The organism is Devosia sp. (assembly GCF_028290645.1).
GTDB lineage: Bacteria > Pseudomonadota > Alphaproteobacteria > Rhizobiales > Devosiaceae > Devosia_A.
Map to the genome: position 1 here is coordinate 1 of NZ_JAQGJL010000087.1, position 20,887 is coordinate 20,887.

Annotated in this window: 20 protein-coding genes; 13 read left to right on the plus strand and 7 right to left on the minus strand. The window is 64.8% G+C overall.

Features of this window, described 5'->3' with window-relative positions; translation table 11 throughout:
- The coding region (locus JWQ89_RS04785) for an ATP-binding cassette domain-containing protein (RefSeq protein ID WP_299638880.1) at nt 1-744 on the plus strand (744 nt) is incomplete at its 5' end.
- Nucleotides 745-766: 22 nt separating this feature from the next.
- Here JWQ89_RS04785 and JWQ89_RS04790 read toward each other — a convergent pair.
- Entirely contained in the window at nt 767-1,330 is a 564-nt protein-coding gene (locus tag JWQ89_RS04790; protein ID WP_299638881.1) for a DUF1697 domain-containing protein, read from the minus strand.
- 154 nt (nt 1,331-1,484) lie between these two features.
- Between JWQ89_RS04790 and JWQ89_RS04795 the strand changes: the two genes are divergently transcribed.
- The 5 genes from JWQ89_RS04795 (at nt 1,485) to JWQ89_RS04815 (ending at nt 7,083) form a co-directional block, all read left to right on the plus strand.
- Nucleotides 1,485-2,504 (plus strand): hypothetical protein, encoded by a 1,020-nt coding sequence (locus JWQ89_RS04795; RefSeq protein WP_299638884.1) that lies wholly within the window; start codon nt 1,485-1,487, stop codon nt 2,502-2,504.
- A 291-nt stretch (nt 2,505-2,795) separates the two neighbouring features.
- Nucleotides 2,796-4,565 (plus strand): acetolactate synthase 3 large subunit, encoded by a 1,770-nt coding sequence (locus tag JWQ89_RS04800; protein ID WP_299638885.1) that lies wholly within the window; start codon nt 2,796-2,798, stop codon nt 4,563-4,565.
- Nucleotides 4,566-4,742: 177 nt separating this feature from the next.
- Entirely contained in the window at nt 4,743-5,297 is a 555-nt protein-coding gene (gene ilvN / locus JWQ89_RS04805; RefSeq protein ID WP_299638887.1) for an acetolactate synthase small subunit, read from the plus strand.
- 48 nt (nt 5,298-5,345) lie between these two features.
- Nucleotides 5,346-6,233 (plus strand): DMT family transporter, encoded by an 888-nt coding sequence (locus JWQ89_RS04810; RefSeq protein WP_299638889.1) that lies wholly within the window; start codon nt 5,346-5,348, stop codon nt 6,231-6,233.
- A 91-nt stretch (nt 6,234-6,324) separates the two neighbouring features.
- Nucleotides 6,325-7,083 carry a pyridoxine 5'-phosphate synthase gene (locus JWQ89_RS04815; RefSeq protein WP_299638891.1) on the plus strand — a complete coding sequence of 253 codons (759 nt, stop codon included), beginning with the start codon at nt 6,325-6,327 and terminating at the stop codon, nt 7,081-7,083.
- Here the strand turns inward: JWQ89_RS04815 and JWQ89_RS04820 are convergent.
- Nucleotides 7,062-7,424 (minus strand): hypothetical protein, encoded by a 363-nt coding sequence (locus tag JWQ89_RS04820; protein ID WP_299638893.1) that lies wholly within the window; start codon nt 7,422-7,424, stop codon nt 7,062-7,064. The genes JWQ89_RS04815 and JWQ89_RS04820 overlap by 22 nt on opposite strands.
- 265 nt (nt 7,425-7,689) lie before the next feature.
- Between JWQ89_RS04820 and JWQ89_RS04825 the strand changes: the two genes are divergently transcribed.
- The 4 genes from JWQ89_RS04825 (at nt 7,690) to JWQ89_RS04840 (ending at nt 12,669) form a co-directional block, all read left to right on the plus strand.
- On the plus strand, nt 7,690-7,986 hold the full coding sequence (locus JWQ89_RS04825) for a hypothetical protein (protein ID WP_299638895.1): 297 nt from the start codon (nt 7,690-7,692) through the stop codon (nt 7,984-7,986).
- Between the two features lie 252 nt (nt 7,987-8,238).
- Nucleotides 8,239-8,847, plus strand: coding sequence for an NAD(P)H-dependent oxidoreductase (locus JWQ89_RS04830; RefSeq protein ID WP_299638897.1), 609 nt, complete (start codon nt 8,239-8,241; stop codon nt 8,845-8,847).
- 275 nt (nt 8,848-9,122) lie between these two features.
- Nucleotides 9,123-10,955 carry a potassium transporter Kup gene (locus JWQ89_RS04835; RefSeq protein ID WP_299638918.1) on the plus strand — a complete coding sequence of 611 codons (1,833 nt, stop codon included), beginning with the start codon at nt 9,123-9,125 and terminating at the stop codon, nt 10,953-10,955.
- Between the two features lie 61 nt (nt 10,956-11,016).
- Complete coding sequence (locus JWQ89_RS04840; RefSeq protein ID WP_299638899.1) at nt 11,017-12,669, plus strand: SDR family oxidoreductase; 1,653 nt, start codon at nt 11,017-11,019, stop codon at nt 12,667-12,669.
- On the opposite strand, the gene JWQ89_RS04845 is transcribed toward JWQ89_RS04840, so the two are convergent.
- A complete protein-coding gene (locus JWQ89_RS04845) occupies nt 12,666-13,307 on the minus strand; it encodes a TetR/AcrR family transcriptional regulator (protein WP_366143967.1) in 642 nt (213 codons plus the stop codon). The two genes, JWQ89_RS04840 and JWQ89_RS04845, sit on opposite strands and share 4 nt — an antisense overlap.
- Before the next feature lie 264 nt (nt 13,308-13,571).
- On the opposite strand from JWQ89_RS04845, the gene JWQ89_RS04850 reads away from it, so the two are divergent.
- A complete protein-coding gene (locus tag JWQ89_RS04850; protein WP_299638904.1) occupies nt 13,572-14,780 on the plus strand; it encodes a multidrug effflux MFS transporter in 1,209 nt (402 codons plus the stop codon).
- Nucleotides 14,781-14,992: 212 nt separating this feature from the next.
- Here the strand turns inward: JWQ89_RS04850 and JWQ89_RS04855 are convergent, their stop codons facing one another.
- Together JWQ89_RS04855 and JWQ89_RS04860 are read right to left on the minus strand one after the other, a co-directional pair.
- Entirely contained in the window at nt 14,993-15,421 is a 429-nt protein-coding gene (locus JWQ89_RS04855) for a hypothetical protein (RefSeq protein ID WP_299638906.1), read from the minus strand.
- Nucleotides 15,422-15,564: 143 nt separating this feature from the next.
- Nucleotides 15,565-16,692 (minus strand): NADH:flavin oxidoreductase/NADH oxidase, encoded by a 1,128-nt coding sequence (locus JWQ89_RS04860; protein WP_299638908.1) that lies wholly within the window; start codon nt 16,690-16,692, stop codon nt 15,565-15,567.
- Between the two features lie 141 nt (nt 16,693-16,833).
- Between JWQ89_RS04860 and JWQ89_RS04865 the strand changes: the two genes are divergently transcribed.
- The gene (locus JWQ89_RS04865; protein WP_299638910.1) at nt 16,834-18,204 is read left to right on the plus strand and encodes a PQQ-dependent sugar dehydrogenase; all 1,371 of its coding nucleotides are present in this window, start codon (nt 16,834-16,836) and stop codon (nt 18,202-18,204) included.
- Nucleotides 18,205-18,279: 75 nt separating this feature from the next.
- On the opposite strand, the gene JWQ89_RS04870 is transcribed toward JWQ89_RS04865, so the two are convergent.
- Both JWQ89_RS04870 and JWQ89_RS04875 read right to left on the minus strand, forming a co-directional pair.
- Nucleotides 18,280-18,642 carry a hypothetical protein gene (locus JWQ89_RS04870; protein ID WP_299638912.1) on the minus strand — a complete coding sequence of 121 codons (363 nt, stop codon included), beginning with the start codon at nt 18,640-18,642 and terminating at the stop codon, nt 18,280-18,282.
- A 78-nt stretch (nt 18,643-18,720) separates the two neighbouring features.
- Complete coding sequence (locus JWQ89_RS04875) at nt 18,721-20,139, minus strand: MFS transporter (protein ID WP_299638913.1); 1,419 nt, start codon at nt 20,137-20,139, stop codon at nt 18,721-18,723.
- A gap of 151 nt (nt 20,140-20,290) precedes the next feature.
- Between JWQ89_RS04875 and JWQ89_RS04880 the strand changes: the two genes are divergently transcribed.
- The gene (locus tag JWQ89_RS04880; protein ID WP_299638915.1) at nt 20,291-20,728 is read left to right on the plus strand and encodes a VOC family protein; all 438 of its coding nucleotides are present in this window, start codon (nt 20,291-20,293) and stop codon (nt 20,726-20,728) included.
- The last annotated feature ends 159 nt before the right edge of the window (nt 20,729-20,887 follow it).

The window sequence follows — 20,887 nt, forward strand, 5'->3', positions numbered from 1 at the left end:
AAGCTCGACAAGATCGACAAGGTGGAACCGCCCAAGCGCCGGCAGACGGTGAACTTCGAGTTCCGGCCGCCGGCGCGGTCGGGCGAGGACGTGGTGATGCTGAAGGCTGTCCACAAAAGCTATGGCAGCCGGACGATCTACGAGGGGCTGGATTTCCATGTGCGGCGCAAGGAGCGCTGGTGCATCATGGGGGTGAACGGGGCGGGCAAATCGACGCTGCTGAAGCTGGTGGCGGGGAGCGCCGAGCCGGACCAGGGGGCGATCTCGGTGGGGCCGAGCGTCAAGCTCGGCTATTTCGCGCAGCATGCGATGGACCTGCTCGACGGGGACCGGACGGTGTTCCAGTCGCTGGAGGACGCGTTCCCGCAGGCGGGGCAGGCGCCGCTACGGGCGCTGGCTGGGTGTTTCGGGTTCTCGGGCGACGAGATCGAGAAGAAGTGCCGGGTGCTGTCGGGCGGGGAGAAGGCGCGGCTGGTGATGGCGATGCTGCTGTTCGAGGCGCCGAACTTCCTCGTCCTCGACGAGCCGACCAACCACCTCGATATCGCGACCAAGGAGATGCTGATCGCGGCGCTGTCGCAGTACGAGGGGACGATGCTGTTCGTCTCGCACGACCGGCATTTCCTCGCGGCGCTGAGCAACCGGGTGCTGGAGCTGACGCCGGAGGGGGTGCATGCGTATGGCGGGGGCTATACCGAGTACGTGGCGCGGACCGGGCAGGAGGCGCCGGGGCTCAGGGGGTGAAGTAGCCCTGGCGCGCGAGCCCTTACTTGTCCGCGTGCTCCTGCAGCAAATCCAGGAGCTTCGTGGTCGTGCTCCAGCTGCGGATGGTCATGGATTTGTAGAGCGGCGATGACACAACCTTGCTCAGCCGGCTCTTGGTTCGCAAGGCGCTGACGCGCTGCGAATAGATGACGCCCTCGCCGGGCCAGACCGCATCGACACCCTCGCGCGGCTTGAACACCGGCATGACCTCGGCCGGATCGACGCCCATCAGGAAGATGGCGTCGCTGTGATAGGTATCGGGCTTATCGCCAAAGCCCTTGGGCCGCTTGTCGACGACGGCCTGCAGCTGCTTGTGCGACACCGCGAGGACCTTAACGATCTCGTCGTCCAGCTTGAACGCCGACGGCAAGCCCTTCTCGATCTTTCCGGCAACCGCCGCCGCCCCGAGCTCGGACCGCACGATCGCATTGCCGCTCTGGATATACGTCGCGACGTTGCTGAAGCCGAGCTCCTCGAGGAAGAGCTTCAGCTTGGCCATCGGGACCTTGTTTTTGCCGCCGACGTTGATGCCGCGGATTAGGATGACGTAGGTGGTTGTTGTCACGTAGAGCGGTCCAGTGAGCGGTGGTGTCAGGCTTCAGATTTGGCTGGATCTGAGTCGTGTTCAATGGGGTTTCGAGCGCGCTGCTCAGGTCAGCCAGATAGGCGCCCATTGAACTGATGCGTCCGGAACCAATGGCTGATATGGAAGGCGTGACATGACACTAGTTGTTGCGCGCTCAAATAATGGTCGAATCGCTATTGCGGCTGACACGCTGCTATCGGAGCACGGTGGCGCACTGCCAATACGCTATGGCGCGCTAAAGTCAGTGTGCTTGCCCGGTAACGTCTGCGCTTCTTACAGCGGATCGCCGGAGTTAGCCGCAAGGTCCTTCTCCGAATATCTTGCTAAATATCCAAGGGGAACCAGTTACGGTCTGACCATAGATTTTTTCGAAAAATCGAGCAAGGACACCAACAACGATTACATAGTGGCCTTCGCGGACACAGGAAGACTTACAACCATACGCGATGGTCGACGTACAAGCGGTGTTGCGACCCTGCATTGGGTCGGTGACAAACGGGCCTTCGAGAGATTTCGCGAGCATGAGTTTCGTAAGAAACGACGGCAGCACCATGGGCGGGCAGTCAATGCTGTGCTATTTGCGGACGAAATGGAAGGGTCACCAGCGAGCGAGCTGTACTCCACGATGCGCGAAGTAGTGCTTGATCGCGACATTGATTCAGTTGGTGGTTTCGTGACGGTCTTAAGTAACCGGGATTTAGGTTTCCGCTTCTCCGTGTACAGCGACGTTCTCTTAGATTGGCCTGCGGGCCCAACTGGCGAATGCGATTTGCGAATGGAAGATACATTCGATCTTAATGCGTCGGGCGAGAATGAGCGCTTCTCAGTAAGCCAAGTGTCGCCTGGATATTACAATTGCAACTGCGTCGCATTCTATGTGCTAAAAGGGGGATTGTTGTATGTGCTGCAGCACTCGCGTGGTGGCGAGATGCAGTGCATTCAGGGCGTGCCACCAAGCCGAGTTGCGGACGCTATCGACGGCGCAATTGGTTTTCCGTTTGGCGCTCTCTCCCTGGTGATGTCATCGCGCCCGGATGGCGGATTCAAACCGCGAAGCCGACCGGAACAAGGTGTTCAGATAAGTCTGTTTTGCGAACTTAACACAATGCCGGTGCCTGCCAGTGGTACGGGGAGAGGTTCTGTCACCCCTTGACACCATCCCCCACCTCCGCCCATAACTCCGCACCTAAATCCGGAGCACATTTCGTGCAGAAGCTTATCGTAGTAGTGGGGCGCATCGAGCACGTGGGGTAAATCCCTGCGAGGGTCGATGCGCTCGTTCGAAGGTCCCTAACGGGGCCTTTTTTGTTGCCGAATTTCTGGCCGGAGCGGATAGCGAAGGCTGGAGCGTGAAAATGAACTGCCCCTCACCCGGCCGCTGCGCGGCCACCCTCTCCCGCAAGGGGAGCGGGAAGAGGGGAGGCGGTGAGGAAGGACTTTGAGAATGGCCGAGCAGATGACGGGCGCGGAGATGGTGATCCAGGCGCTGGTGGATAACGGGGTGGAGCACATCTTCGGCTATCCCGGCGGCGCGGCGTTGCCGATCTATGACGCGATGTTCCAGCAGGACAAGGTGCAGCACATCCTCGTCCGGCACGAGCAGGGCGCGACGCATATGGCGGAGGGCTATGCGCGCTCGACCGGCAAGGTCGGCGTGGTGCTGGTGACCTCGGGGCCGGGGGCGACCAATGCGGTCACCGGGCTGACCGATGCGCTGATGGACTCGATCCCCTTGGTCTGCATCACGGCGCAGGTGCCGACGACGCTGATCGGCTCGGATGCGTTCCAGGAATGCGACACGGTCGGCATCACCCGCTCCTGCACCAAGCACAATTACCTCGTAAAGAACGTCAACGACCTGCCGCGGGTCATGCATGAGGCGTTCCACATCGCCAACTCGGGTCGTCCGGGCCCGGTGCTGGTCGATATCCCGAAGGATGTGCAGTTCGCGCTCGGCATGTATCTGGGACCCGACGAGATCGGCGCGAGCCGGCACAAGAGCTATCACCCGGCGACGTCGGGCGACGCGCGCGCCATCGAGGCGGCGGTCGACATGATGCTGAAGGCCGAGCGGCCGATCTTCTATACCGGCGGCGGCATCATCAACTCGGGTCCGGAGGCGTCGGAGCGGCTGCGCGAACTGGCGGAGCTGACCGGCTTCCCGGTGACCTCGACGCTGATGGGGCTCGGGGCGTTTCCCGGCTCGAACCCGCAGTGGATGGGCATGCTGGGCATGCACGGCACCTACGAAGCCAACATGGCGATGCATGATTGCGACCTGATGATCTGCATCGGGGCGCGGTTCGACGACCGGATTACCGGGCGGATCGATGCGTTCTCGCCGGGCTCGACCCGCATCCATGTCGACATCGATCCGAGTTCGATCGGCAAGAACGTCCGCACCGACCTCTCGATCGTCGGCGACAGCGGGCTGGTGCTAGAGGAGATGGTGCGCATCTGGCGGACCAAGACCAACCAGCCGCGCACCGAGGCGATCGCGCCGTGGTGGGAACAGATCGAGGGGTGGCGGTCGCGGCATTCGCTGGGGTTCAAGAACTCCGACACGACGATCAAGCCGCAGCACGCGATCAAGCGGCTCTACGAGGCCACCAAGGGGCGCGATGTCTACATCACGACCGAGGTCGGCCAGCACCAGATGTGGGCGGCGCAGCATTTCCCGTTCGAGATGCCGAACCGCTGGATGACCTCCGGCGGGCTCGGGACGATGGGCTATGGCCTGCCGGCGGCAGTCGGCGTGCAGGTGGCGCATCCGGATGCGCTGGTCATCGACATCGCCGGCGAGGCGAGCGTGCAGATGACGATGCAGGAGATGTCGACCGCGGTGCAGTACGGGTTGCCGATCAAGGTGTTCATTCTCAACAACGAGCGGATGGGCATGGTGCGGCAGTGGCAGGACCTGCTGCATGGCGGGCGCTATGCACACTCCTATAGCGAGAGCCTGCCGGATTTCGTCAAGCTGGCGGAGGCTTACGGCGGGAAGGGCATCCGGTGCTCGGACCCCAAGCTGCTGGATGCGGCGATCCAGGAGATGCTGGACTACGACGGGCCGGTGCTGTTCGACTGCCTGGTCGAAAAGCACGAGAACTGCCTGCCGATGATCCCGTCGGGCAAGCCGCACAACGAGATGATTTTGCCCGATTTCGAGGACGATATCGGGGCGGTGATCGATGAGAAGGGTCGGCAGCTGGTTTGAGGCTGAGGCGCTGGAGCGTGTGGACCCCCGCCCCTGACCCCCAAACAGGGGGAGGGAGACGATGGAGCCGAAGGTTCGGTGGCGCGGGTCCTGAAGATCGATTGGGAGGGTCTCCCTCCCCCTTGCGGGGAGGGGACAGGGGTGGGGGTCAAAGCCCACCGGGTGAAGGACAGAACGATGAACGCACATTTGCAGCCGAGCGGTTCGGCTTATTTCCTCGCCGCGGAGACGCAGAAGCCGGAGCGGCATACGCTGTCGGTGCTGGTCGACAACGAGCCGGGCATTCTTGCCCGGGTGGTTGGGCTGTTCTCGGCGCGCGGGTACAATATCGACAGCCTCACGGTCTCGGAGACCGAGCACGAGAAGGGGCTGAGCCGCATCACGGTGGTTACGGTGGCGACGCCCAAGGTGCTGACGCAGATCAAGCTGCAGCTCGAGCGGCTGGTGCCGGTGCACAAGGTGCATGACCTCACCGCCGAGGGGAAGGCGCTGGAGCGGGAGCTGGCGCTGGTCAAGGTGGCGGGTTCGGGCGAGCACCGGGTGGAGACGCTGCGGCTCGCCGATGCGTTTCGGGCACAGGTGGTGGATGCGACGACCGAGAGCTTCGTGTTCGAGGTGACGGGCAAGCCATCGAAGATCGACAGCTTCATCGCGCTGATGGTGCCGCTCGGGCTGGTGGAAGTTGTGCGCACCGGGCTCGCCGCGATTTCGCGTGGGCCGGAGGGGATGTAAGACGGAGGGCCGGGAGCGATCCCGGCCTTTTCCTGAGGGGACTACCGAGTGTCGCTGGCTACCCACCCGTTCCGCGGGCCGCTGTTCATGGTGCTGGCGACCTGCTCGTACGTGATCAACGATACGATGATGAAGCTCGCGACGGTGGGGCTGCCGCCTTACGAGGTGCTGTTCCTGCGCGGCTGCGCCGGGCTGCTGTGGGGGCTGCCGCTGATGCTGGCGCTCGGCTATGGCCGGCAACTGCCGCTGGTGTTCGAGCGGCGGGTGCTGGCGCGCAATCTCGCCGAGATGGTGGCGATCCTCTGCTACGTGGTGGCGCTGGCCAACATGCCGATCGCCGACGCCTCGGCCCTCGGGCAGGTGACGCCGCTGCTGGTGCTGCTGGGGGCCTCGATTCTGTTCCGCGAGCGGATCGGCGGGGTGCGGATGGCGCTGATCGGGGCCGGATTCATCGGCGCGCTGATGGTGGCACAGCCGACGATGCAGGGGATCTCGACCTACGCGGTGCTGGCGCTTGCCAATGCGGTGCTCTGCGCGGTGCGTGACATTGCCGGGCGGCGGGTCGCGGCGGAGGTGCCGGGGATGATCGTCGCGATGTCGGCGATCGTCGTGGTGCTGATCGGGGCAGGGGTGGCGCATCTGGTCGCCGAGCAATGGGTAGCGCCGCAGCTGCACCACCTGCTGCTGCTCGCAGGGGCCGGGCTGTTCCTGATCTTCGGGCACTTCTTCATTTTCATGGCCTATCGCGTCGGCCCGACGGGCGTGGTGGCGCCGTTCTACTACTTCTTCACGTTCTGGGCGGTGCTCTCGGGGCTGGTGGTGTTCGGCCAGTTCCCCAACGCGCTGGCGATCAGCGGCATCGTGCTGGTGGTGGCGAGCGGGCTCGCGATCGTGCTGCTGGATGAGCGGAGGCGGCGGCTCGTGCCGGTGGCGTGATCGACGGCGCTGATCGGGTCTATCAAAACGTTCGATTGGCCGGAGGACGGCCGATGGGTTAAGCCTCGGGCGGGCTAAACCGGTGTTCGCAATGACTCATCTCAGCGTCAATCTCAATGCTGTCGCCATGCTGCGCAACCGGCGCAGCGTGCCGTGGCCGAGCGTCACCCGCATTGCGCGGATCGCGCTCGATGCGGGAGCGGACGGGATCACGGTGCATCCCAGGCCGGACGAGCGGCATATCCGGCGCACCGACGTGTTCGAGCTGGTGACGCTCCTGCGGCAGGATTATCCGGGCCGCGAGTTCAACATCGAGGGCTATCCGACCGAGGATTTCCTGACGCTGGTGGAGCGCGCGGCGCCCGACCAGGTGACGTTCGTGCCGGACGATCCGCTGCAGGCGACGTCGGACCATGGCTGGAATATCGAGGCCAACAAGGCTGTGCTGATACCGGCCATCGAGCGGATGCGGCAGGCAGGGGTGCGGGTGTCGCTGTTCATCAACGCCGATCCGGCGGCGCCGGCGGCGGCGGTCAACGTCGGGGCGGATCGGGTGGAGCTTTACACCGGCCCCTATGGCGGGGCGATGAAGCCGGAGGTGCAGGCGGTGCATCTCAGGGCGCTCAGGGAGACCGCGGATGCAGCGCGGGAGGCCGGGCACAATGCGCGGCCGGGGCAGGGCGGGCTCCTCGTCAATGCCGGGCACGACCTCAACCTCGTCAACCTGCCGCCGCTGAAGCAGGCGATCCCGGACCTGGCGGAAGTGTCGATCGGCCACGCGATCACGGCCGATGCGCTGATCTACGGGATGGCCGAGACGGTGCTGCGCTACAAGGCGGCGTGCGCCTGAGGGGCTCGAGGCTGCTGGAGGCGACCGCGGAAGGTGAAGGTGTGATCCTCGCAGAGGCGGGCCCGGTAGGAGAACGCCTTGCCCTCGACGGTTTGCAGTTTTAGGTCGACGACGCACTCGTCGGCGCCGTCCTCGAGCAGGAACTGCATCTTGCCTTTCGGCGCGATGGTCTTGCCCTGCAGCCGCTCGCTGCCCCGGTTCTTGCTTCCCGCGATCTGGATGTAGAGTTCGCTGACGGAAAGCGACCCGGCGTTCTTGAAGAGAATTCTGAGCGGTGGGCCCGCCAGGGCACAGGATATCAGCAGCGCCAGCACCAGCATCGTAGTGACGAAGAGTTTCACTATCGCGGTCCCCCCAAGTACTTAGGGCAGCATCGCCGCGAACGGCGCGCGGTGCAATCGGGACCGCCGGTTGAGGTGAACGTCGGCGCCAAACTGCGTTTCCGCTCATGGGTTAACAGGCAACGCGTGGTGCGCGGGCAAATCCTACTTAACTACGGTCATCGGTGCTCATATCGCTGCAACCGTGGATGGACCAGTTTGGGGGCCTTCCAGAAATCGGGTGGGTTGCCATATGGCTTTGAGTGCAGTTGCGTATGAGCAGGCGATGGCCGATCCGATCAACGAAGCGCTGGTGCTCTATACCGGTTTCGGCTCCTCGCCGTTTCCGCGGGCCAAGACGCCGCACCTGGTGCAGCGCTTCGGGGCAGCCGAAGGGGCCGAACTCAAGCAGCGGATCCTCAGCCTGCTCGACGAACTGCAGCAGCCGGTCGAGGACGGCGAGAAGCGCACGAAGAAGAGCCTCACCGAGCGCGCCATCGATCAGCTGCTGCCCAAGCACCCGGAACTCGATGAATCGGGCCTCAGGGCCCTCGCCTGGACCTATTCGTTCGGCTTGCGCTGATTCAGCAACGGTTCGTTCGCGTTTCGCGAACGGTGCATTTCCCACCGCAGCGAAGGGTCTCCGCTAGCGTCGTGCCTGCCACACGGCGCTGAAAGGGCGGGACCAGCTTAACTTACAATGTTGAAACCGCACGCACACGGGTGTGACCGGGTTTGGATTCTGTGCCCCCGCGCCAAATTGGTGCCTACTTGCGGCGCACCGTATAGGGCACTTATTTGCAGCTAGTAACATTTTTATACTGGAGTGCAGCAAATGTCCAAACCCAAGATCGCAGTGATCATCAGCTCGATTCGTCCCACCCGTTTCGGCGACAAGCCGGCCAAATGGATCGCTGACCATGCCGCCGCCCGCGGCGACTTCGATGTCGAGATCGTCGACCTCAAGGACTACCCGCTTCCGCTGTTCGACGCCGCTGCATCCGACTTCTGGATGCCGACCCCGAACGAGGTCGCAGCGAAGTGGCAGGCCAAGCTCAGCGAGTTCGACGGCTACATCATCGTCACCGCCGAGTATAACCGTTCGGTCACCGGTGCGCTGAAGAACGCCATCGACTGGGCCTACAAGCCGTTCATCAAGAAGGCCGTGGCCTTCGTCGGCTACGGTTCGGTGGGCGGCGCCCGGGCCGTCGAGCACCTGCGCAACATCATGGTCGAACTGCAGGCCGTTCCGGTCCGCCAAGCCGTCCATATCGGGGGTTCGGATTTCATCCCGATCATGATGGGCCAGAAGAGCTGGGACGACACCAAGGGCAATTTCGACATGTTCGTGCCCGACCTGCTCGACAACCTGGCGTGGTGGACCAACGCCACCCGGGCCGCCCGTCAGGCCGACGCGGCCGCCGCGGCGACCAAGGCCGCGTAAGGGCCATCCGGGCTGAGATCCCGGGGGCTCCTCCTTTCGCCCCCGGTTGGGGACGGCGCTTCACATGGCGCCGTCCCCTTTTTTTTGAGTCTTGCCGGGCCGGAGGTGATGCAACCGGTAGGAGGGCTTCGTGTTGAGTGCAGGCGCTGTTGGGTGTAGACACCGCGTGCCCGCTATCGGAGCTCTTTATGCCATCCGCGAACAACGTCGCCCCACATGCCGGCGCCGCGATCCCCGAAAATGAGGAACTGAACAAGGGCCTGCCGGTCCTCGTCATGGGAGCGATCGGGGTCGTCTATGGTGACATCGGTACGAGCCCGCTCTACGCTTTCCGCGAGGCGCTGCACGTGTCGACCACGGCAGGTGCGCCGGCCAACGACGCGACCGTGCTCGGCTTGCTGTCGCTGATCGTCTGGACGCTGATCATCCTCGTGACCGGCAAGTATATCGGCATCGTGCTGAGGGCCGACAACAAGGGCGAGGGCGGCACGCTGTCATTGATGGCGCTGGCGCAGGCAAGCTTCAAGAACCGGCCGACCTGGGTCCTAGTGCTCGGCGTGATGGGGGCGGCGCTGTTCTACGGCGACGCCATGATCACGCCGGCAATCTCGGTGCTTTCGGCCATCGAGGGCGTACAGGTCGTGGCGCCCAATCTGGGCCGCTGGATCATCCCGATGACCATCGTGGTGATCATCGGGCTGTTCGCGGCGCAACGGTTCGGCACCAGCGGGGTTGCCGCGGTATTCGGGCCGGTCACGGCCGTGTGGTTCCTCGCGCTGGGCTATTTCGGGCTGATGAGAATCATCGAGGACCCTGGCGTACTGGCGGCGATCAACCCGATATACGGCGTCAATTTCATCGGCACGCATACCGGAATTGCGGCCGCGACCTTCGGGGCGGTGTTTCTCGCGGTGACGGGCGCCGAGGCGCTCTATGCGGATCTGGGGCATTTCGGGCGCAAGCCCATCGTCATTGCCTGGTTTGCGCTGGTGTTCCCCTGCCTGTTGCTCAACTATTTCGGCCAGGGCGCCTATGTGATGGAACACGGCGAGGCGGTTGCGAATCCGTTCTTCCAGATGATCCCGGACTGGGCGCAGGTGCCTATGGTGATACTGGCAACAATGGCGACGGTGATCGCCAGCCAGGCCGTGATCACCGGGGCCTTTTCGCTGACGCGGCAGGCCGTGCAACTCAACATCCTGCCGCGCATGACGGTGCTGCACACTTCGGCGACCCAGCCGGGGCAGATCTACATGCCGCTGGTCAACGGGCTGCTCCTGATAGCGGTGGTCCTGCTGGTGCTGGGTTTCGGCAGTTCCAGCCATCTGGGGGCCGCCTATGGCATCGCGGTCACCGGCGAGATGCTGGTCACCATCGGGCTGATGGTGGTCGTCATGTACCGCATCTGGCACTGGCACGTGTCGGTGATCGCCCTCGTCGTGGTTCCGATCTTCATCATCGAGGCAATCTTCTTTTCCTCGAACGCCGCCAAATTCTTCCAGGGCGGCTGGGTGCCGGTGATGGTGGCGTTGACGATCGCGGCGACGATCGCGGTGTGGATCGTCGGGCGCAACCGGCTCGCCGCCAAGACGCGTCGCGACGAGGTGCCGCTGAGTTTCCTCGTCGAGAACCTCTCCAAGAAGAAGCCGACGATCGTGCCGGGAACGGCAGTGTTCCTCACCTCCGACATCGAGGGCGCGCCGACGGCGCTGCTACACAGTCTCAAGCACTACAAGGTGCTGCACGAGCACAATGTGATCCTGACCGTAGTCACCTCGTCGGCCCCGCGTGTCTCGGACGACGAGAAGGTGACCATCGATGCCTATAACGACCTGTTCTATCGGGTGGTGGTGACGTTCGGTTACATGGAGACGCCGAATATTCCTAAGGCGCTGGCGCTGGCGCGGAAACTGGGCTGGAAGTTCGACATCATGAGTACGTCGTTCTTCCTGTCGCGACGCTCGCTGAAGCCATCCCCGAAGGGGGGCATGCCGTTGTTCCTCGACCGCATCTTCATTGCGCTGGCCCGCAACGCTACTGACGCGACGGAATACTTCCATATTCCAACCGGCCGCGTAGTTGAAATCGGCACGCAGGTAGTGATCTAGTCCGCCCGGGAAAGCCCGGGGGCGCGAGACTGCTGCATTCCAGTGACATCGAGGGGGCCGCATGAGCCGGCCGCATATCCTGATCGTCGGCGGGGCCGGGGTGTTTGGCTCGCGGCTGGCGCGGTTGCTGGCGCGGCGGCAGGCGTTTCGGGTGAGCCTTGGGGGACGGACCGAGTCCCGCGTGCTGGCGCTGCAGCGGGAGTTGCGGCTGATCGACGAGCAGGGCGAGTTCGGCTTCGTGATGATCGATCGCGACCGGATCGGCGCCGAGCGGCTCAAGGAAATCGCCTGTGCGGTGGTGGTGGATTGCTCAGGGCCGTTCCAGCTCAGCGGCACGCACCTGATCGAGGCCGCCATCGGGGCGCGCTGCCACTATGTCGATATCGCCGATTCGCGGGCCTTCGTGGCCGGCGTGCCGAAGTTCGACAGCGCGGCGCGGGCGGTGGCGATCTCGGTGATCTCGGGGGCGAGCTCGACGCCGGCGCTGACCCACGCGGTGCTCGATACCATCACCAGCGCCTGGCTGTCGGTCGACAGCATCGATATCGCGATCGTCCCGGGCAACAGGACGCCGAAGGGGCGCTCGGTGATCGAGGGAATCCTGAGCTGGGTGGGGCAGCGGGTGCGGGTGTTCCGCGATGCCGGCTGGGAGCAGGGGCGCGGCTGGAGCGGCGGGCGATGGGTCGCTATCGAGGGCTTGCCTAAACGGTGGGCGATGCTGGTGGACGTGCCCGATCTGGACCTTATCCCGGCGCGCTTTTCCCCGCGCGTGCGGGCCGGGTTCGATGCCGGGATGGAGCTGCCGATGCTCAACTGGCTGATCGGGCTCGCGGCCGCGCCGGTGCGCTGGGGCCTGCTGAAATCGGCGCGGACGTTTGCGGGGCTGGGGACGCGGATCGCACTGTCGCTGGACCGGTTCGGGACGGCAGATGGCGGGATGCTGGTCGAGGCCGCCGGGCAGGACGCGCGCGGCGAGCCGCGGGTGGTGCGCTGGTCCCTGAGGGCGGCCGAGGGCGACGGGCCATATGTGCCGGTCGCGCCCGCGGCGGCGGTGATCGAGATGCTGACCATCGGGCATGGGCTTCGCGGCGGGGCGCGGTCGGCAGCGGGCGTGGTGACGCTCGAGCAGATCAAGCCCTGGTTCGAAGGGCGGGCCATCGAGACCAAGCTGATGGCGTTCCGGGGCGAGAAGCCGCTCTACCGGCGCGTCATGGGCGATGGTTTCGAGCGGTTGCCGGAGGTGACGCGGCGGCTGCATCGCGGGCGGCCCGCGGTGATCGCCGAAGGCGAGGCGGTGGTGGCGCCGGCGGAGAACGCCATCGGGCGATTCATCGCGCGGCGGCTCGGCGTGCCCGTGGTCGAGGGGCGCGTGCCGGTGCGGGTGGTGATCGAGAGCCGGGAGGGCAGGGAGCACTGGACCCGGTTCTTCGCCGACAAGCCGATGCGCTCGGTGATGAGCGTGGCCCCGAACGGTCTGATCGAGGAGAGTTTTGGCCCCGTGGCGATCCGGATGCGGCTGGTGCCGCGGGGCGATGGGCTCGACATGGTGCGGGTGTCGGGACGGCTATGGGGCGTGCCGCTGCCGGGCTTCCTCTTGCCGAAGATAAAGGCCGAGGAGCGGATGGACGAGGGCGGGCGCCACCGGTTCGACGTCGAGATCGGGCTGCCGCTGCTGGGGCGGCTGGTGGCATATCGCGGGTATCTGGTGCTCTAGAGCGCGGGGGCCGATTCGCGTTTGCCGTAGGCGCGGAGGAAGGTCTTCACGCCGTTGCGGGCGGCTTTCTCGAGCTGGGCGTCGCTGACGATCTCGCCCGGCCCGTTGGGGAGGTCGGCGCCGATCAGCGCCATGAACTGGCGGGCAGCGAGGTCGGGGTCGTCGAGCTCGATGTCGCCGGCGCGGGCGAGGCGGGCGAAGCGGGCAGAAATGGCGGGCCAGTTCTTGCCGGGGCCGTAGTCCTTCCAGGTCTCGAACAGCTCCGGATAGCGGCTGCCCTCGTTCTCGATGAGCTTGCGGAGCGCGCGGGAGTTATCGTCGCAGAGGCAGTTGCGGGTCAGCCGGACGGCGAATTCGACGAGTTCGCGACCGATGTCCTCTGGCTGGTCGGGAAAGGTGGCGAGGGTCGCGGCCATGCGGGCGCTGCCCTGCTCGGTGATGCCGCGCACCACTTCGGCGAACAGTTTCTCCTTGTCGCCGATCTGATTGTAGATGGTCTGGCGGGAGACGCTGGCCTCCTCGGCGATAGCGTCGATGCTGGCGCCGATGTAGCCGTCGCGCACGAATACCGCAGTAGCGGCAGCGATGATGGCGCACCGCTTGTTGTAGTTGCCCTTCTGCACGGCAGGGCTGCGCACAAGGTCGTGGCTGATCTCCATGCGATGGAGGATAAAGGCTCTTGACGATTTGGACAAGAGCGTCCAAAAGTCATTTTGACACGTGTGTCCATTTTTGTGGACGACATTGTCACATTAGCGGCAGCAAAGCCGGGTAGAACCGGTCGGGATGAAACGACGCGCGGGGGTGATACGCGCACGCAGCTCGACCGACGGCAGGCAGTCCAGGCGGACTGACCGGTCATCTACCTATCCATTTAATCAGGCAGTTTGGGATCCACTGCTATGAACATGACAATATTGAAAACGGCCATCGTACTCGGCCTGCTGTCGGTGATCGGCCCTGTCGCCATCGACATGTACCTTCCAGCCCTGCCGGATATCGGCAACCACCTGACCGCCACGACGGCGCAGGTGCAGTTGAGCCTCATGGCATTCATGGCCGCGATTGCGGTCTGCCAGTTGTTCTATGGCCCGATCAGCGACATGGTGGGGCGCAAGCCGCCGCTCTATTTCGGCATCGCGCTGTTCATCGCGGGCTCGATCGCCTGTGCAGTTTCGCCCTCGATCGAGTGGCTGATCGTGGCGCGGTTCATCCAGGGCGTGGGCGCATGTGCGTCGATGTCGCTGCCGCGCGCCATCGTGCGCGACAACTTCACCGGGGCGGAGGCGGCGCAGCTGTTCAGCCTCTTGATGCTGGTGTTCTCGATCTCGCCGATTCTCGCGCCGCTTTCGGGCAGCATCGTCATCGCCTTCGGCGACTGGCGGCTGCTGTTCTGGGTGATGACGGCGGTGGGCGTGCTCGGGCTAATCCTGGCGGTGGTCGGGCTCAAGGAGACGCGGCCAAAGCACCTGCGGACCGAGAGCAGCATCGGCGGGGCGATCCGCGGCTACGGCACGCTGCTGATGGACATGAACTTCGTCGGCCTGTCGCTGATCGGCGCCTTCGGCATGTCGAGCTTCATGGCGTTCCTCGGCAACTCGAGCTTCGTCTATATTGAGCACTATGGCCTCAACCCGACGCAATATAGCCTCGCCTTCTCGGTCAACGCCATCTCGTTCTTCGCCGTGTCGCAGTCAACCGGCTACATGGTGAAGCGCTTCGGGCTGCAGCGCGTGGTGCGCTGGGCGGTCGCCGGCTTTACCTCCTCGATGCTGCTGCTGGCGGCGATCTTCTTTGCCGGCATCGATAGCATGTGGGTGCTCTCGGGCCTGATGTTCGTCGCCTTCGGGTTCCTCGGGCTGGTGCTGCCGACTACGGCGGTGCTGGCGATGGAGGAGCACGGCGAGTTCGCCGGCACGGCCTCGGCGCTGATGGGGACGATCCAGATGGTGCTGGCGGCCGGCATCATGGGCGTCGTCGGCGCGTTCCAGGACGGCACGGCGATCCCCATGGTCGCGGCCTTCGCGATCTGTGCGATCGCGGCGTTCGTGCTGACGCAGGTGACGATCCGGACCACGGTGACGCCGGTGATCGGGGCGCCGGCGGAATAACAGTTATCCCATGCAGGGTGATGGGCGCGGGGGGAGACTTCCGCGCCTGTTTTTTTGGATGATGGGCGGGACGGTGGCTCCGCACCCCACCCTTGGTCCCGCCCCACAAGGGGGGAGACGCAAGAACCGAGACGGCACAGCGATCGCCTCCCTCCCCCTGTGGGGCGGGATCGAGGGTGGGGGGCCCCACGCTGCGAGACTAATGAGGCCGTTCAGCCCTTGGGAACGTCCGGGCAGACATAGGGCACTGTCGCCGTCACGTATTTCTCCTCGACCGCATCGCTGCCGAGCTTGAGGCTCAGGACCAGTTCGGCATCGGTGAGGGAGACGATATCGGCGTTGATCTCCGTCCCGTCCTCGTTCCATTTCAGGGCGGTGTCGGAGGTGAGTTCCCAAGGGGAGAGCCGGTGGGTTTCCCAGCAGGAATCCTGCACCAGCGTGCCGTCGGAGAGGAATATTTTCATGACGCCGGGCAGGTCACCGTCCGCCTTGGTCCACACCCGATCGACGAGGCCCGACTTCGAGGTCTTGGCGTCGGTGGGAAACTCGGTCGCCGTGTCTTCGGCGAAGGCGGGGAGGCAGGTGGCGGTGCCGACGCCCCAAAGGGCGAGCAAGGCGAAAAGTGCGGCTTTGCTGGTCATTCGGCGTCTATCTCCCGTGGTGAACCGAACATGGGTGCGAGCCGATCGCGGCACAAGAGCGGCGCGGCGACTGCAATGGAAACCGGATCATTATCGCGGGAAGATGAACGGCCGATGAGCGGACTCACCGGCCGTATCGGGTGCTACGACTGACGGATCCCGAGCACGCGATCCTTGTCGCGGATGCGGTTGCGGGCCTGCTTCGGCCAGAGCTGGTAGGCGTCGCCGCCGCCCTCGAGGATATGGCGGGCGTGCACTGGCCAGTTGGGGTCCTCGAGTGCGGTGCGGGCGAGGGCGACGAGGTCGGCGTCGCCTTCGGCGACGATCCGTTCGGCGTCTTCGGGCGTGTCGATCACGCCGACGGCCATGGTGGCGATGCCGGCCTCGCGGACGGCCCTCGCGAGGGACACCTGGTAGAGCGGCGCGGCCTTCAGGGCGTAGCCGTCGAAGCCGCCGGAGGAGCAATCGATGAGGTCGACGCCACGGGCCTTGAGCTCACGGGCGAAGACGATCGAGTCCTCGACGCTCCAGCCGCCGGGGCTGCCGTCGGTGGCGGAGATGCGGATGAAGAGCGGCTTGTGTTCCGGCCAGACGGCGCGCATCGCCTCGGTGACCTCGAGGCCGAAGCGCATGCGGTTCTCGCGGCTGCCGCCATATTCGTCGGTGCGGTGGTTGGCGAGGGGCGAGAGGAACTGGCTGATCAGGTAGCCATGGGCGCCGTGAATCTCGACCACGTCGTAGCCGGCTTCGTCGGCACGGCGGGTGGCATCGGCGAAGCCCTTGATGGTGCGTGCGATCCCGGCTTTGTCGAGCTCGGTGGGAAGCTGGTAGATCGGATTGTCGGCGTGGCGCTCGGCGCTGGGGGCGACGGGCACCCAGGTCTCGTAGGCGTATTCGGCCTTCTCGGCGTCGGTCTCGTTGAAGCCGCCGCGCCACCAGATCGGGGTGGCGGCCTTGCGCCCGGCATGGCCGAGCTGGATGCCCGCCGCGGCGCCTTCGGCCTTGAGGAATTTCGCGATGTGGGCGAGCGGGGCGATCTGCTCGTCGTTCCACAAGCCGAGGTCGCCGTAGGAAATACGGCCCTCGGGGAGGACGCCGGTGGCCTCGACGATGACGAGGCCGAAGCCGCCGAGCGCGAAGCGGCCCAGATGCACGAAGTGCCAGTCATTGGCGAGCCCGTGCTGGGCGGAATACTGGCACATCGGGGAGATGACCGTGCGGTTGCGCAGGGTGAGCCCACGCAGGGTGAGCGGCGAGAAAAGCTGTGACATGGTGGTCTTGCTGCAGAGGGAAAGGCCAGTGATGTTGCACGGCGCTGCTTCATCGGCAAGTGCCGATGATCACCATCTCGTGTTCGTGGAACGAAGGCTCGAAGGTACCGTTCCACGCGCGAGGGCGAACGGAGACCGATCATGAAACTCGCTGTTATTGCCGCCGTCTCGACGATGGCGCTGATGTCGTCGGGCGTCGTAGCGCAGGAAGCAACGACAAGCGCAGCGCCGGACTCTGCGGTGTTGACCGGTGAGGCCGCCTTTGGCGACTACACCAAGGATGCGCCGGGCGTGAGACGCCTGATCAAGCCGAGCGACCTTGTGCCGCCCGGTGTCACCCAATCCGCTTCGAATGCGCCCGGCACCGTGCCGATGCCCCAGGGGGCGATGCCCCAGGTGCCGTCGGGGTTCAACGTTGAGATGGTGGTTTCGGGGCTGACCAATCCGCGCGCCATCCGCTTTGCGCCCAATGGCGATTTGTTCCTCGCCAACTCCGAAGCCGGCGAGGTACGGGTCTATCGCTTCGCCAATGGCGGGGCCAAGCCAAGCGAGGAGAGCGTGTATGCCACCGGGCTCATGCAGCCCTACGGCATCGCGTTCTACCCGGCGGCCAATCCCCAATGGGTCTATGTCGCCGAGAGCAACGGGCTGAAGCGCTTCGCCTACAAGGCCGGGGACTTGAAGTCGACTGCAGCGCCAGAGACGCTGTTCGACAACATCAACCCGGATCACCACTGGACCCGCGACGTGGTGTTCTCGCCCGACGGCAAGACCATGTACTACTCGGTCGGTTCGGGCTCCAATGTCGGTGACGGCACCATGCAGCGTACGCCCGAGGGCGGGCTCGATGCATGGATTTCGGGGCATCCGCTCGGCGTTGCCTGGGGCGAGGAAGAGCGCCGCGCCGCGGTGCTGGCCTACGATCCGGACGGCAAGAACGAACGGTATTTCGCAACCGGGCTGCGCAACTGCGCCGGCATGACGCTGCAGGAGCAGACCGGCGACGTGTGGTGCGTGGTCAACGAGCGCGACGAACTCGGCGACAACGTGCCGTTCGACTATGCGACGTCGGTGAAGGACGGGGCGTTCTATGGCTGGCCCTGGTTCTATATCGGCGACAACCCGGACCCGCGCTGGACCGATACGCCGCGCGACGACCTGAAGGGCAAGATCACGATACCCGACGTGCTGTTCCAGACGCACTCGGCGCCGCTCAACATCACGTTCTACAACTCGGATGCGTGGGGCCCTGACTACAAGGGCGATGCATTTGTCGGCATGCACGGTTCGTGGAACCGCAATTCGCGCACCGGCTACAAGGTCGTGAAGCTCGATTTCGACAGTTCCGGCAAGCCGACCGGTGAGTATGACGACTTCGCCACTGGGTTCGTGATCGATCCCGCCAATGTCTGGGGCCGCCCGGTTGGCGTGGCCGTGGCGCCGGATGGCTCGCTGTTCTTCTCCGAGGACGGCAGCGGCACGGTGTGGCGCGTGAGCAAAGCAGCGCAGTAGTCCGACAGCCAGACTGCGTTGAGAACGCTCGCGCCGGGACGGCGCGGGCGTTCCTGCTGACGGGACCGGCTCCGTTCAGTCCGTCACGGTGTATTCGGTGATGCCACCGGCGGCGACGTCGAGGCGCTGCCGGGCTTCGCCGACTCCAAATGCGCCTGCATCCACATCCCAGCAGCCGGCCGAAACGGTGAAGCTATGCGATTGCCCGGGTCCGATCACGATGTCCTCGGGCAGGCGGTCGAAGCCGTAGGTGGATGCCGAGCACTCCGAGATGGTGACGACATCGATATTGCCGCCGGCGCCGTTGATCACGGTGAGCGTGCCGGTAGGCTCGCCCGGACGCACCAGCTCGCCGCCGGTGATCAAGGAGTCGGCACTGCAGCCGGCGAGCGCAGCAAGACAAACGGCGGCAGCCATCCCGCGATAGACTGAAATCATCGTCTCCCCCAATGACGAATGAGGGCGCCGCTCACCCCTCAACGGTCAATTGCTAGCAGAGAGAAACAGACTGCTCAATCATTCGGCCGCGTGGGGACGGCGATGACCGGAGACTTCCACGCCGACATCTCGATGCAGGGTCAGTAACTGGAGGGAACAGAGGACGATGACCGCACCCATCAACAAGTAGGCGACCTGGAAGTCGATCGGCGCCAGCGCGGGGGCGCCCCGCCACATCTGGCTGAGATTGAGGACCCCGGCGGCGACAGCGACGCCGAACACCATCGAAAGCTGCTGCGACATGCTGGAGATCGTCGTCGCGGAACTGCGCTGCTGGGCGTCCACATCGGCGAAGGCGAGGGTGGCGAGCGCGGTGAACTGCATGGAGCGGGTGGCGCCGGCGATGAAGAGGATCGCCGCGGTCAGGAGGTAGGGCGCCTGGGGCGAAACGAGGCCGCATAGCGCTACCGAGATGCCGGCGACGACGCCGTTGATGGTGAGGATGTTGCGGAAGCCGAAGCGCCGGAGCGTCGGCGTGGTGATCGACTTGATGGCGAGGTTGCCGAAGAAATAGATCACCACCAGCCCGCCGGCCGAGAGCGCATCCATGCCATAGGCCACTTGGAACATCAGCGGCAGGAGGAAGGGCGTGGCGTTGATCGCCGTCCTCAGGATCGCCCCGGCTTTGGCGTCGGTCGCCGCGAAGGTGGTGATCTTCAGGGTGCGGAGGTCGATGAGCGGATGCTTGACGCGCAGCAGCCAAATTACGGCGGCGGCACCGGCGACGAGACCGGCGGCGATCAGGGCCGTGGCTATCCAGGCCGGCAGCGCGCCCTGGACGAGGGCATCGAAGCCATAGAGCAGGCAGCCGAGGGTGATGCCGGTCAGCACGAACCCCGGCGCGTCGAACGGCCGGTGGACGAATTCGGTGTCCTTGGGGACGATGGCATAGACAAGCGCAAGGCCGAGAATGCCGAGCGGAATGTTGATCCAGAAGTTCCAGCGCCAGGAAATGTACTCGGTGATGAACCCGCCGAGCGCCGGGCCGATCACCGGGGCGAACAGGGCGGGCCAGATGGTGAGGCCGATCGCAGGCACGATCTCCGACTTCTTGGCCGTCCGCAGCACGATGATGCGGCCGACCGGGAACAGCACCGCACTGCCGGCTCCCTGCAAAGCGCGAGCGACGGCGAACTGGCCGAGATCCTGCGCCATGCCGCAGGCGATCGAGGTGATGGTGAAAACAGCGATCGCCGAGAGGAACACGCGCCGTGCACCGAAGCGGTCCGACAGCCATGCCGCGGCGGGGATGCAGATCGCCACCGCCAGCATGTAGATCGTGACGCCGAGGCTCATGTCGAGCGTGCCGACCCCGAAATCGCGCGCCATCTGGGGCAGCGCGGTGACGATGATCACCCCGTCGAGGAATTGCATGAACAGGGTGGCAGCCACCACGAGGGCGACGTTGCGGGCGTGTGGGCTGAGGGGCGTGGACATCGTGCGGGGCAAATGATGAGGAGGCTAGCCATATACTGTCGGCCGCGCCAGCACTATGGGCGATTGGGATGATGCTGACAAAAACCGGCGGGGCCGGCGGGTAGGGTGATCACAACGACGGACGAGCCGTCGGCAACCAGAGGAGAAGAGCATGACCGAGACAGCAATGACCCCGGCCTTCCGCGGCCTCTCTACCGTCGCCTATACCTCGAACGACCATGACGCCGCCAAGGCCTGGTTCGCCAGGCTGCTGGGTGTTGCGCCGTACTTTGACAATCCCGGCTATGCCGAGTTCCGCATTGGCGACTACCAGTACGAACTGGGGCTGCTCGACGGCAAGTATGCCGGGTACCTCGGTGGCGAGGTGGTGCCGGCCGATGGCCGAGCCGGAGCGATCGCCTACTGGCACGTCGACGATGTGCAGGCGATGATCGACTACGCGGTGTCGCTGGGGGCGAAGCTGCATCAACCGCCGCGCGAGTTCCAGCCGGGGAGCAGATTCGTCGGGGCGACGGTGATCGATCCGTTCGGGAACATGCTGGGGTTCATGTACAACCCGCATTATCTTGAGGTGTTGGAAGGGCGGTGAGGGGGGCGGTTGCAGATGGCAGCCACTGCTCCCCCCGCTCGGTGTCATTCCGGCGAAGGCCGGAATGTGGATTCTCGTTTGAAGTGCAACAGTTGGTCTAAGAAGGCTTCGGCCGGGGTACGCCAGTCAAGGCATTTTCTGGGGGTGTTGTTGTAGGCG

Bases quoted from the DNA above. Each gene is read 5' to 3' on its own strand.
- JWQ89_RS04795 (WP_299638884.1), top strand. From the start codon at position 1,485: ATGACACTAGTTGTTGCGCGCTCAAATAATGGTCGAATCGCTATTGCG.
- JWQ89_RS04800 (WP_299638885.1), top strand. From the start codon at position 2,796: ATGGCCGAGCAGATGACGGGCGCGGAGATGGTGATCCAGGCGCTGGTG.
- ilvN (WP_299638887.1), top strand. From the start codon at position 4,743: ATGAACGCACATTTGCAGCCGAGCGGTTCGGCTTATTTCCTCGCCGCG.
- JWQ89_RS04815 (WP_299638891.1), top strand. From the start codon at position 6,325: ATGACTCATCTCAGCGTCAATCTCAATGCTGTCGCCATGCTGCGCAAC.
- JWQ89_RS04825 (WP_299638895.1), top strand. From the start codon at position 7,690: ATGGCCGATCCGATCAACGAAGCGCTGGTGCTCTATACCGGTTTCGGC.
- JWQ89_RS04830 (WP_299638897.1), top strand. From the start codon at position 8,239: ATGTCCAAACCCAAGATCGCAGTGATCATCAGCTCGATTCGTCCCACC.
- JWQ89_RS04835 (WP_299638918.1), top strand. From the start codon at position 9,123: ATGGGAGCGATCGGGGTCGTCTATGGTGACATCGGTACGAGCCCGCTC.
- JWQ89_RS04840 (WP_299638899.1), top strand. From the start codon at position 11,017: ATGAGCCGGCCGCATATCCTGATCGTCGGCGGGGCCGGGGTGTTTGGC.
- JWQ89_RS04850 (WP_299638904.1), top strand. From the start codon at position 13,572: ATGAACATGACAATATTGAAAACGGCCATCGTACTCGGCCTGCTGTCG.
- JWQ89_RS04855 (WP_299638906.1), bottom strand. From the start codon at position 15,421: ATGACCAGCAAAGCCGCACTTTTCGCCTTGCTCGCCCTTTGGGGCGTC.
- JWQ89_RS04860 (WP_299638908.1), bottom strand. From the start codon at position 16,692: ATGTCACAGCTTTTCTCGCCGCTCACCCTGCGTGGGCTCACCCTGCGC.
- JWQ89_RS04865 (WP_299638910.1), top strand. From the start codon at position 16,834: ATGAAACTCGCTGTTATTGCCGCCGTCTCGACGATGGCGCTGATGTCG.
- JWQ89_RS04870 (WP_299638912.1), bottom strand. From the start codon at position 18,642: ATGATTTCAGTCTATCGCGGGATGGCTGCCGCCGTTTGTCTTGCTGCG.
- JWQ89_RS04875 (WP_299638913.1), bottom strand. From the start codon at position 20,139: ATGTCCACGCCCCTCAGCCCACACGCCCGCAACGTCGCCCTCGTGGTG.
- JWQ89_RS04880 (WP_299638915.1), top strand. From the start codon at position 20,291: ATGACCGAGACAGCAATGACCCCGGCCTTCCGCGGCCTCTCTACCGTC.